The organism is Streptomyces sp. NPDC046985 (assembly GCF_040644415.1).
Lineage (GTDB): Bacteria > Actinomycetota > Actinomycetes > Streptomycetales > Streptomycetaceae > Streptomyces.
In genome coordinates, this window is sequence record NZ_JBEYWK010000001.1 from 319,370 (window position 1) to 331,374 (window position 12,005).

At 73.8% G+C, this 12,005-nt stretch carries 7 protein-coding genes; all 7 read right to left on the reverse strand.

Going from position 1 to position 12,005, the window contains the following annotated elements:
- Positions 1 to 270: 270 nt before the first annotated feature.
- Positions 271 to 2,187: a translational GTPase TypA gene (typA, locus tag ABZ861_RS01410; RefSeq protein ID WP_361621730.1), complete on the reverse strand. Its 1,917-nt coding sequence runs from the start codon at positions 2,185 to 2,187 to the stop codon at positions 271 to 273.
- Positions 2,188 to 2,338: 151 nt separating this feature from the next.
- Positions 2,339 to 4,540: an ABC transporter family substrate-binding protein gene (locus tag ABZ861_RS01415; RefSeq protein ID WP_361621733.1), complete on the reverse strand. Its 2,202-nt coding sequence runs from the start codon at positions 4,538 to 4,540 to the stop codon at positions 2,339 to 2,341.
- Between the two features lie 1,566 nt (positions 4,541 to 6,106).
- On the reverse strand, positions 6,107 to 8,806 hold the full coding sequence (locus ABZ861_RS01420; protein ID WP_361621736.1) for a SpoIIE family protein phosphatase: 2,700 nt from the start codon (positions 8,804 to 8,806) through the stop codon (positions 6,107 to 6,109).
- 313 nt (positions 8,807 to 9,119) lie between these two features.
- A complete protein-coding gene (locus tag ABZ861_RS01425) occupies positions 9,120 to 9,593 on the reverse strand; it encodes an ATP-binding protein (RefSeq protein WP_361622435.1) in 474 nt (157 codons plus the stop codon).
- Positions 9,594 to 9,698: 105 nt separating this feature from the next.
- Positions 9,699 to 10,115 (reverse strand): (deoxy)nucleoside triphosphate pyrophosphohydrolase, encoded by a 417-nt coding sequence (locus tag ABZ861_RS01430; RefSeq protein ID WP_361621739.1) that lies wholly within the window; start codon positions 10,113 to 10,115, stop codon positions 9,699 to 9,701.
- 238 nt (positions 10,116 to 10,353) lie between these two features.
- A complete protein-coding gene (locus ABZ861_RS01435) occupies positions 10,354 to 10,548 on the reverse strand; it encodes an SPOR domain-containing protein (RefSeq protein WP_361621742.1) in 195 nt (64 codons plus the stop codon).
- Between the two features lie 540 nt (positions 10,549 to 11,088).
- Positions 11,089 to 11,841 (reverse strand): GntR family transcriptional regulator, encoded by a 753-nt coding sequence (locus tag ABZ861_RS01440; protein ID WP_361621745.1) that lies wholly within the window; start codon positions 11,839 to 11,841, stop codon positions 11,089 to 11,091.
- Between the last annotated feature and the right edge of the window lie 164 nt (positions 11,842 to 12,005).

A 12,005-nucleotide genomic window follows, 5' to 3' on the forward strand; every position in this document is an offset into this window, starting at 1 on the left:
GCGGCGGGGTCCGGTAAGGCTCCGGTAAGGGGACAGACCGGCCCGCGAGGCCCGATAAGGCCCCAGTTAGGTGACTCTAACAACGCATCCCGGCCCACCGGACCCCGAGCGGGTGACCCGGCGCACGTTTGTAGGGAAAACCCTGTACGGCCGTGACGACCCGGGCGGGGCCGCCTGTGACGACGAGGGGCCCGCACGGCATGTGCCGTGCGGGCCCCTCGTTCACGTCGTCGGCCAGCCGCTCAGCGGCGCTCGGGCGGCCGGCGCGGCTCAGCCGTGCTTGGCGCGGCTGGCGGCGCGGGCGCGGTCGCGCTGGTCGAGGACGACCTTGCGGATGCGGACCGCCTCCGGGGTCACCTCCACGCACTCGTCGTCGCGGCAGAACTCCAGGGACTGCTCCAGGGAGAGCTTGCGCGGCGGGACGATCGACTCGGCCACGTCGGCGGTCGAGGACCGCATGTTGGTGAGCTTCTTCTCCTTGGTGATGTTCACGTCCATGTCGTCGGCGCGCGAGTTCTCGCCGACGATCATGCCCTCGTACACCTCGGTGCCCGGGTCGGTGAACAGCACGCCGCGCTCCTGGAGGTTGGTCATCGCGAACGCGGTGACCGAGCCGGAGCGGTCGGCGACCAGGGAGCCGTTGTTACGGGTCTGGAGCGTGCCGAACCAGGGCTCGAAGCCCTCGTGGAGGGAGTGGCCGATGCCCGTGCCGCGGGTCTGGGTGAGGAACTCGGTGCGGAAGCCGATCAGACCGCGGGAGGGCACGACGAACTCCATGCGCACCCAGCCGGAGCCGTGGTTGGACATGTTGTCCATCCGGCCCTTGCGCACGCCCATGAGCTGCGTGACGGCGCCCATGTGCTCCTCGGGCACGTCGACCGTCATGCGCTCGACCGGCTCGTAGACCTTGCCGTCGATCTCCTTGGTGACCACCTGCGGCTTGCCGATGGTCAGCTCGAAGCCCTCGCGGCGCATCTGCTCGACCAGGATGGCCAGCGCCAGCTCGCCGCGGCCCTGCACCTCCCACGCGTCGGGGCGCTCGGTCTCCAGGACGCGCAGGGACACGTTGCCGACCAGCTCGCGGTCCAGGCGGTCCTTGACCTGACGGGCGGTGACCTTGCGGTCCTTGACGACGGCCTTGGCGTCGGCGCCCTTGCCGGTGCCGCCGCGGCCCACCAGCGGGGAGGTGTTGGTGCCGATGACCATGGAGATCGCGGGCTCGTCCACCGTGATCAGCGGCAGCGCGACCGGGTTCTCCGGGTCGGCCAGCGTCTCGCCGATCATGATGTCCGGGATGCCGGCGACGGCGCAGATGTCGCCCGGCCCGGCCTTCTCGGCGGGCTTGCGGGTGAGCGCCTCGGTCATCATCAGCTCGGAGATCCGCACGTTCTGCACGGTGCCGTCGCGCTTGATCCACGCGACCGTCTGGCCCTTGCGCAGCTCGCCCTGCTCCACGCGCAGCAGCGCGATGCGGCCGAGGAAGTTGTCGGCGTCGAGGTTGGTGACGTGCGCCTGGAGCGGCGCGTCCTCCTCGTACGTCGGGGCCGGGATGTGCGCCAGGATGGTGGAGAAGAACGGCTCCAGGCTGTCGCTGTCGGACGGGACCGTGCCGTTGTCCGGCTTGGTCAGCGACGCGACGCCGTCACGGCCGCAGGCGTAGACGATCGGGAACTCGATCTGCTCCTCGTCCGCGTCCAGGTCGAGGAAGAGGTCGTAGGTCTCGTTGACGACCTCGTCGATGCGGGAGTCCGGACGGTCCGTCTTGTTGATGCACAGGATGACCGGCAGGCGCTGCTGGAGGGCCTTGCGCAGCACGAAGCGGGTCTGCGGCAGCGGACCCTCGGAGGCGTCGACCAGCAGCACCACGCCGTCCACCATCGACAGGCCGCGCTCGACCTCGCCGCCGAAGTCGGCGTGGCCCGGCGTGTCGATGATGTTGATCGTGATCGGGTCCCCGCCGTCCTTGGGGTGGTACTTCACCGCCGTGTTCTTGGCGAGGATCGTGATGCCCTTCTCACGCTCCAGGTCGTTCGAGTCCATCATGCGGTCGTCGACGGTGTCGAGCTGGTGGGCGGCGAAGGCGCCGGCCTGCTTGAGCATGCCGTCGACGATGGTCGTCTTGCCGTGGTCGACGTGAGCGACGATGGCGACGTTGCGGATGTCGTGACGCGTAGTGGACGCGGCCATATTGAGGCGTACTCCCGGAGTGTGCGGACGGCTGCGCGTACGTCCTCGGCACGCGCGCCCTGCCGGGCTGAACATGCCACGGCCTCACCCCATGCTACGGGGCCGCCGCCGCGAAGGCCCAAGGAGGACCTCGGCGGCGGCCCGGAGGGCGTCAGGACGAGGGCGACGGCGACGCCTTGGCTCCCTTCTTGAGGAAGCCCATGTCCTCGAAGACCGGGGTCTGGTAACCGAAGGCGCCCACGTTGACCAGGGAGGCGCGGGCGGCCACGAGCTGGGGCCGCTGGTAGAGCGGGATGGAGCCGGCGTTCGCCCAGATGCGCGCGTCGGCCTTGCGGACGAGGTCCCTCTCCTGGTCCTCGTCGAGCGCGGCGGCCGCCTGGTCGAAGAGCTGGTCGATCTGGTCGGTGCCGACGCGGGTGTAGTTCTGCTGGACGTTCAGGGAGCCGTCGGCGGCCGGGAGGGGCTTGGCGTAGACGGGGCGGGCGTCGGTGGCCGGGTAGGGCGAGGAGGGCCAGGAGTACAGGGCGAGGTCGTACTGCCCGGCGGCGATGTGGTCGCGGAAGTAGCTCTCGTCGGCGACCTTGGTGATCTCCGTGCCGATACCGACCGCGTCGAGCATCGCCGAGATCCGGCCGGCGACCTTGGCCAGCGTGTCCGAGCCGGGGCCGGAGGGCAGCACGAAGCGGAGCGTGAGCGGCTTGCCGTCCTTGGCCAGCGGCGCGGTCCTGGCGTCGGCGGGGGCGGCGGTGCCGCGCGGGGCGTACGCGCCGGGCGCGTGCCCCTGCCGCACGCGCTCCCGGGCGTACTGCCGGCCGTCCTGGACGAGCTGACGGGCGCCGCCGCCGTCTCCGCTCTTCTCCTGGGCGCCCCCCGGCGCGTCGCCCTTGTGCCGGCGCGGCGCCTTGTCGTCCTCCACATGGTCGTTGACGCCGACGATGTACGTGCCGTCGTTCGCGGCGCCCGGGGAGCCGGGCGAGCCGTCCGTGCCCGGGACCGCCGGGGCGCCGGCCGCCTTGCTCCCCTGCTTCTGGTCCTTGACCGCACCGGGGACCCAGCCGGCGTCCGCGAGCAGCGCACGGGCCTGCGCGGTGTCCTGCCCGCCCAGCGCGTCGCTGCTGTCGGCGTAGGCGTCCTGGCCGGACAGGGCGAGGTGGCTGCCGACCGGGACGGCGGGCAGGCCGAGCGGCTTCAGCACCAGCTCGGCGAGTTCCGTGCGGTTCAGGGCGCGCGCCACCGCATGCCGGACCCGTTCGTCGGCGAGCGGGCCGCCGGCGCCGTTGAGGGCGAGCTGGGTGTAGGCGGGCTCCAGGGACTTGCGCACGGTGACGTCGCGCAGCCCGAGCTGCTGCCGGAGGGAGACCTCGGCGTCGGGGGCGCCGGACCCCTGCGCGAGCGCCCCGGAGCGCGGCGCCTTGGCGGCGGTGCGTCCGCCGGCCGGCCCCTGGAACGGGGCGCCGGCCTGGCCGGCGCCCCGGGTGACCCGGTCGGCGTCGGAGGGGTCGAGGTCGGCCACGTCCACGGCGCCGTCGGCGAGCGCGTCGGCCCGCTTGCCGGGGTCGACCTGGTGCAGCACGATCTGGTCCAGCTTGGCCGGACGGCCCCACCAGCGCGGGTTGCGGGAGAGGACGACGTCCTTGTCCTTGGTGTCGATGTCGCGCACCGTGAAGGGGCCCGCGGTGGCCTTGAGCTTCTTGCGGGCGCCGTCGTTGAACTCGTTCGCGGCGCCGGTGACGTCCTTGGGGTACAGCGGCGAGAACAGCGACCGCCAGTCGGCGTAGGGGCGGCTGAAGGTGACCTTGACCTCCAGGCCGTTGGCGCCGCGCTCCACCTTCTCGATGCGGTCGTAACCGGCGTTGCGCGCGGTCCAGAACGCGGAGTCCTTGCCGGACAGCGCGCGCCACTGGGCGGCGAAGTCGTCCGCGCCGATCTCGCGGCCGTCGCTCCAGACCGCCTGCTGGTTGAGCCGGTAGACGACCACCTGCTGGGGCTCGGTCTCCGTCACCCGGGCCGAGTCGAGGTAGTCGGCGTCGCGCTGCGGGCGCCCGTCGGCGCCGACGCGGAACATGGCGGGCAGCACGGCCTGGGCGATCCGGGCGGTGCCCGCGTCGGCGTCCGCCTGGTAGGCGTTCAGCGTCTGCGGCATCGCGTCCACGGCCCAGCGCAGCGTGCCCCCGTCGGCGACGCTGGCGCGGGCGGCGGGCGCGATGTCCTGCCCGGCCAGCGGCTTGCTGCCCTCGTCGTCGGAGCCGCAGCCGGCCAGCAGGGGCGCCGCGAGGACGCCTGCGGTCAGAAAGGCGACCGAGCGCATGACCGAGCGCACGGCCGTGCCCGGTTTGACACCGTCGTACGACATCTGTGCTACCTCCGAAGAGCCGCCCCCGCCGGTGGGCACGGGTGGCGGCACGGGTAGGGCCATCCATGGGGCGTGTTCACGTTTGGCGGTATTTGGTGCTGATCAGATCTATGGCCCACTGAAGGCGAAAGGGTTCGCCGCTCGCCGCCGACACGGCGAGGGGTGGGGGGAATGTCACTCGGGGGGAGTAGGGGGGCGGGGCACGTGTGACGGGGGGTGGTGCGGGCAAGAGGTCTGTGGCGCGGTGCGATGCGGGGGCCGGGTGCCGGCCGACCGGGCCGGGGAGCGTGCGGCGCGGTGCCGGCAGCCGAGCGACGGTCCCGGTCGGTCCCCGGGCGGAGGCGTGCGGTGGGGCGGGATGTGGGGGCCGCGCGTCGGCCGGGTGGGGTGGCGGGCGCGTCTGTGGGTGCATGCGCCCCCTCCGTACCGTTCCGCCCCGCGTCGGTGGCGCCGGCGCGGACACCGGCGCGAACGGCGCTCGCCTGGCCGGTCGGGCGGTCCTACGCTCCCCCGTGTGACGTCACCCCAGCCCCGAACGGTCCTACGGCGCGCGACCCAGCGGCGGGCGGCCCGACGACGGGCGGGCCTGCGAGGCGTGGCCCTGCGGCGGGCGGCCGGACGGTACGCGGGCCGGGGGCGAGCGGCTCGGTGGTGGGCGGCCCGACGGCGGGCGGCCCTGCGAGGCATGGCCCTGCGGCGGACGGCACGGCGGTACACGGGCCGGGGGCGAGCGGCTCGGCGGTACGCCGCCCTGCGGCAGGCGGGCCTGCGGCACGCGGCGCGACGGTGTGCCGTACAGGCGTGCGCGGTGGGGGTCGGGTGGCTGGTCCTCATGGGGGCGGCGCTCGACGGCGCCGGGGCAGTGACCGCCGTGGCGGCGATGCCGCGAAACGGGCCGGTGGTTCGTAACGAGCAGGTGGTCGGGAGCGGGCCGGTGGTCGGCGCTGGACCGGTGATCCTGATCGAGCCAGCGAACCGGGGCGGCACGAGGCGCCCGGCCGCCGCACCGGCTCGGGACGAGACCTCGCGCGCCGACCTCGCCTTGCCGCTGGTCGCCGCGGCGGCGGCCGCCGTGCTCGCCGGATACGGCTCCGTACGGCGCACCCGGCGGAAGAGGAGGCGTACGACCCCGGGCGGCGGCCGACCCAACCCGACCGGCAGGCGCCCCCGCCGAGCGCGAGGCGGCCGCGCCGCGAAGGCCGCTCGCCGGGGACGGCGGAGGCCGGGGCGGCGGCCCCGGTAGTCGCGGCACGCCCAGCGGCCGCAGCCGCAGCCGCACCGAAGCCTCGCCGCCTCCGCGCCGCGGATCGCGTACACGCTGCCGCCGACGCCGCCCTCCGCAGCGGCCCCGGCACCGTGGTGGCCTTGGTGTCACGACGGGCCAGGCACCACGGCGGACCCGGCGACACGACGGGCTAGGCACCACAGCGGACCCGGCGCCTCGGTGAGCCCCGCGCCTTGGTGAAACGGCGCCGCGATCGACGGCGCCGGTGAGCGCGGGCGGGTTTCGCGGCCGTGCCCGACTCGGCGGCGTTCGACGGCTCGCGTCCGCGCCCCGCGGCGGGGTCAGAAGAGGCTCAGCAGGGCCTCCGCCGGGTCCGTCAGCGTGTTCTCGCCGTCGGGGAGCGGGAGTTCGAACCAGACCGTCTTGCCGAGCGGGGTGCGGCGGGAGCCCCAGGCGGCGCTGAGCAGGCCGACCAGTTGCAGGCCCCGGCCGCCCTCGTCCGTGTCGCGGGCTCGGCGGCGGCGCGGCTGGACGAGCCCGGAGTCCCACACCTCGCACACCAGGGTGCGGTCCAGCAGCAGCCGCAGTCTGATCTCGCCCTCGCCGTAGCGCAGCGCGTTGGTCACCAGTTCGCTGACGAGGAGTTCGGTGGTGTCGACCAGCGGTTCCATGTCCCAGGCGAGCAGTTGCGAGCGGGCGTACTCGCGCGCGCGGCCGACGCTGCGCGGCTCGCGGGGCAGCGTCCAGTCGCCGACGGACTCGGCGGGCAGCCCCTGCACGCGCGCCATCAGCAGGGCGATGTCGTCCTCGCCGTGGTGGCTGCCGAGGGTGTGCAGGACGTGGTCGCAGACGTCCTCCAGCGGCTGATGGGGGTCCGTCAGCGCGCCCACGAACGCCTGGAGGCCCTCGTCGAGCGGATGGTCGCGCGACTCGACCAGACCGTCGGTGTAGAGGGCGAGCAGCGCGCCCTCGGGGAGTTCGACCTCGACCTCCTCGAAGGGCTCGCCGCCGACGCCCAGCGGCAGGCCGGGCGGCACGTCCAGCATCAGCGCCGACTCGCCCGGCTCGACCAGGACGGGCGGCAGGTGGCCCGCGTTGGCGAACGTGCACCTGCGGGTGACCGAGTCGTAGACGGCGTAGACGCAGGTCGCCAGGTAGACCTCGGAGAGGTCGGCCTCGCGGGGGCGGCGGGCGGCGCGCGTGGCCTGCTGCACGCCGCCGGGCGCGCCGAGGCCGCGGGCGATCTCGTCCAGTTGCGAGAGCACTTCGGCCGGTTCGAGGTCGAGCAGCGCCAACGTACGGACAGCGGTGCGCAGTTCGCCCATGGCGACGGCGGCGCGCAGGCCCCGGCCCATGACGTCGCCCACGACCAAGGCGGTGCGGTGGCCGGGCAGTTCGATGACGTCGAACCAGTCGCCGCCGACCTCGCTGGGCCGTCCGGTGGCCGCGTTGCCGGGCAGGTAGCGGCAGGCGATGTCCAGTCCGGACGCCTCGGGGTCGCCGGGCGGCAGCAGGGAGCGCTGGAGTATCAACGCGCGTTCGTGCTCACGCCGGTAGAGGCGGGCGTTGTCGATGCAGACGGCGGCGCGGGCGGCCAGTTCCACGGCCAGGGCGCGGTCGCGGTCGCCGAACGGCTCGCTGCCCTTGGTCCGCGCGAACTGCGCGATCCCGACGACTGTGTCGTGGGCGACCATGGGCACGGCCAGCGTGGACTGCACCGGACCGCCCTCCTCGCCGGGCACGAGCTGCGGGCGGCCGGTGCGCAGGGCGTCGGCGCAACGGGAGTTGAAGGAGTAGTGGTGTACGGCGCCGACCTCGACGGGTTCGCCGCCGCCGGGCAGGGGCGCCCCGGAGACGGCGCTGGCGAAGGCGACGCGGCGCAGTTCGGCGCTGCCGTCGGCGAGGCCGGGCGGGGTCTCGTCACCGGCCAGCAGCCCCTGGTAGAGGTCGACGGTGGCCAGGTCGCAGAAGCCGGGGACCACGACGTCGAGGAGTTCGCGGGCGGTGGTCTCCAGGTCCAGGGAGGTGCCGATGCGGGCCCCGGCCTCGTTGAGCAGGGCGAGGTTGCGCCGGGCGGCGGCCGCCTCGCGGGCGGCGGCGCGGCGGGCGGTGACGTCGGTGCCGAGCCAGGCGATGCCGATGGGCCGGCCGCTGCCGCCGTGCACGCGGTAGAGGTTGATGGACCAGTGGCGGCGCTCGTCGGACCCGGGGACGTAGCCGGTGACGTGCATGTCCGTGATGGACTCGCCGTTCTCCAGCACGAGGCGCAGGGTGGCGGTGACCCGGTCCGCCTCGGCTCGCGGGAGGTAGTCGTGCACGCCCTTGCCCCGGTGGCGGTCCGGCGTGCCGCCGAAGATGGAGGCGAAGCGCCGGTTGGCGCGGCGGATCCGCAGCTCGGGGTCGAGCAGCAGGAAGCCGAACGGAGATTGACCGAAAATCGCCTGAGATGCGGCGAGGTCCGTTTCGATGCTGCGCAGGGTGCGGACGTCGACGACGATGCAGACGGCGGCCTTGTCGCCCTCAGCGGTGCGGGTCGGCATGACGTAGACCTCGGCGAGTCCGCTCCGGGCGCGCGACGAGGCCGCGTCCGGGCCTTGCGCGCTGCCGCCCCGGCCGTTTCCGCCGTCTTCCCGGCCGGCGCCGCCCTCGCCCCGACTGGCTCCGTCGTCGTCGGCCAGGGCGGGGAGCCGGACGGGCACCACGCCGGTCCACTCGCGTCCGTCCAGGATCTCGGCCATCTTGCGCTGGCCCTGCTCGCGCAGACTGGGCTCGACGAACGCGTCGATGGGGTCCATGCCGACGGCCCGCTCGGCGGGAATGCCCAGCAACTGCTCGGCGCGCAGGCTCCATTGGTCGACGTGCCCGTCGGGGCCGATGGAGAAGGACGCGACCTTGATGTAGTCGTAGATGGAGCCGGGCGGACTGCTCTGCCACATCGCGTCCACGGGCGGCCGGACGCGGGCAGCGGCGCCCACAGACCCCGTGCCCGCGCCGTCCGACGGGTCCTCGGACTCCGTGGCCTTCGCTGGTATCTCGCTCACGCGAACCGTCCCCTCCAGCTCACCGCGTCCGGCACCGGTCGCCGGGGGCGGCTGACCGCAGTATCCAGCACTACGGCAGCGCACAACACGGTGTTCACGATCACAGCACCTTCCCGACGCTTTTCGGTCCGGCCTGCGATAACACACTGAGTCTTCTAACCAGGCGACACCCAGTCGAATCCCCCGGTTCTCTCGGTTTCCCGCAGCCACGTCGTACAGCCACTTCCCGCAGCCACGGCCGGGCGTCACGCGGAAGCCTCGCGCGAGGGGCGCGCCAGGACGCCAAAGGTGAGCGCCGCGCGGGGGCGTCAGGTCAGGGGCACGCCTCACCGGCGCGCTGCCGGTGCTCGACCGTGCCGCCGCCCGGACGGCGGCCGTTCCCGGCCGGTACGGCCAGTTCGAACCAGACCGTCTTGCCGGCGGCGTCCGGCCGGGTGCCCCAGCGGCGGGACGCGGAGGCGACCAGTTGCAGGCCGCGCCCGCTCTCCTCGTCGAGGCGGGGCCTGCGTTCGCGGGGCAGTTCCGGAAGCGGGTCGGAGACTTCGACCAGCAGCACGCGGGACAGTCCTGCGGGACGGACCAGCCGCAGACCGATGGGACCGCTGGCGTGCCGCAGCGAGTTGGTGACCAGCTCGCTCACCAGCAGCGCCGCCGTGTCGCCCACGCTGTCCAGCTCCCACCGGCGCAACTGCCCGCGCACGGCGGCCCGAGCGGTGCGCACCGCGCTGGGGTCCGCGCGGAGGGTCCACTCGGCGCAGTCGTCTTCGGTGTCGATCACACCGATCACTTCCCAGGCCAACGAGCCCGCCCATGCCCTTTTTCATGGGGTTACGGGGCCCATACCCGGTATCGGACGGCCACTACCGCTCCGGACGCGAGCGCGTGAGCCGGTTCACGCACCCCGCGGGGCGCCGGTGAGATACGGCAGGACGGCCCGTACCGCGGGAACGTCCTGATCCAGCCACGGGACCGTCCAGATCTCGGACATCGTGAGCCAGCGCAGCTCGTCGTGGTCCTCCAGCGGCTCGGGAGCGGCGGAACCGGGACGCAGACGCGCGGTCCACACCCGCAGTTCGTACGGGGTCCGCAGCGGCCAACTGCCCGGAACCCGCTCGACGGTCTCGGCCTCCACGCCCAGTTCCTCGCGCAGTTCGCGCACGAGCGCCGCCTCGGGCGACTCGCCCGGCTCGACCTTGCCGCCGGGCAGCTCCCAGCGCCCCGCCAGCTCCTCGGGCGCGCTGCGGCGCGCGGCGAGCAGACGGCCGCCGTCGAGCAGGGCGGCGCCCACCACCACGATCCGTTGGGTCATGCGCCGGAGCCTACGCGGGGCGCGGCGAGGGAGCGGACGGCAGACGACGGGCTGGGGCTGCGGACTGCGGACTGCGGACTGCGGACTGCGGACTGCGGCAGACCAAAGGAGTCGACGGGCTCGCGGCCGTCGCGAGCGTCAGCGGCGAGGGAAGCGAGGAGGCGCAGGGGAACGGGAGGCGAGGAGGCGCAGGGGAACGGGAGGCGAGGATGGAGTCCGGTCGGCGGCTCTACGGGGATCAACCGGCGGCGCCGTCTTCCCCGTTCCCCTCAAGGCGCTCGACCCAGTAGAGCTGCTTGTGCCCGCGGCTGTCGAAGCTGTCCGCGATCCGCTGGGCCTCGGCCTCGGTGGCGAACCGGCCGACGCGGTAGCGGTTGCCGTTGTCGTCCTGCCGCACGACGAGCCAGGGAAGAGTGATCGCGCTGTCGTTCATCCCGCCCCACTGCTCCTTCCCGCTGTACGGGTCCCGTCACGGCCCCCCTCGCGCCCCCGCCGCCCCGAAAGCCGCGTCGCGCATATGCCCGAGCCTACGCCCTACCTTCACTCAGCGAACACGACTTTTCACCAAGGGGTGGGCAACCGGCCAGGACGCGGGGAGCGCACGGCGACGAACGCGCCGTGCGCGAGGACGGTGTACACGGTCAGCGGCGTGCCGCGGTCAGGGCGGACGACCTGCGAGAAAGGCCGGAATCCCCCGCCCGGCGCCCGCCCGGCCGAGGGCGGCCGCGCGGATAGAGTCCTTCGGGGCGCACGCCCGCGCGCGAGAGCAGAGTCTCGCGGGGTGCGCACCACCGCGCGCGGATCCACGGGTCGAGGCGACGTGGGCGGGCGCGGGCCGGCGACGTCGGGACGGCCCCGGCGGCGGACCGCGCGGCGACGCCCCAGCCGCCCCGTCCTAAGCGGGCGCGGGCCGACGACATCGGGGGGCCCCGGCGGCGGACCGCGCCGCAGCGGCGCCTCCCGCCGCCCCGTCCTACCTCACCGGGAGGTGGTAGGCCACCCGGAACCGGTCGGCGGGGATCACGACGTCGGCCGTCTCCACGGGGCGGCCGGAGGCGTAGAAGGTGCGCTGGACGACCACCACGACATGGCCCGGGACGCCGCCCAGGGTGAACAGCTCCTCGGCGAGGCCGGGGCGGGCGCCGACCTCCTCGGTGACGTTGTCCACGATGACGTCGATGGCGCGCATCCGCTCGACGACGCCCATGCCGCCCAACGGGCCCTCCTCGGGGAGCATGACGGGCGTGCGGCCGGTGAGCGCGAGCGGCTCCCAGGAGGTGGAGAGCATCATCGCCTCGCCGGCGTCCCGGAAGACGTACATGGTGCACATGACGCGCTCGCCGGGCTGGATGCCGAGCCGCTCGGCGATGGCCCCGCTCGCCGCGGTCTGCGCGCTGCTCGACTCCCAGGTGCCGCGCGCCTCGGCGTCGGCCTGCTCCTGCCGGAACGGCGTGGCCCCGAGGGTCGGCCGGTAGCCGGAGCGGGCCACCCGGCGCGGCACCGGCCGCTCGCGCACGTACGTCCCCGAGCCGGACCGCCCCTCGACCAGTCCCTCGGCCATCAGCACCTTGCGGGCCTCCAGAGCGACCGTGTCCGAGACGCCGTACTCCTCGCGGATCCTCGCCTGGGAGGGGAGCCGGGTGTGCGGGGGGAGCTGACCGTCGACGATCTTCTTGCGAAGGTCGCCCGCGACGCGCAGATACGCCGGCTGCTCACCGAAAGTCACTGGCCACTCCCATCAGGTTGCACAAACAGCAACAGCCTGACAACCGAGGGTTTGAACGTGCAAGCAAAGGCCAGAGAATCACTCGATGCAGTGACTCACGCGGTCGGGACGCATCATCCAGGCGTTTTCGCCCCGCTCCCCCACGCGTCACACCTGTGCGCCGA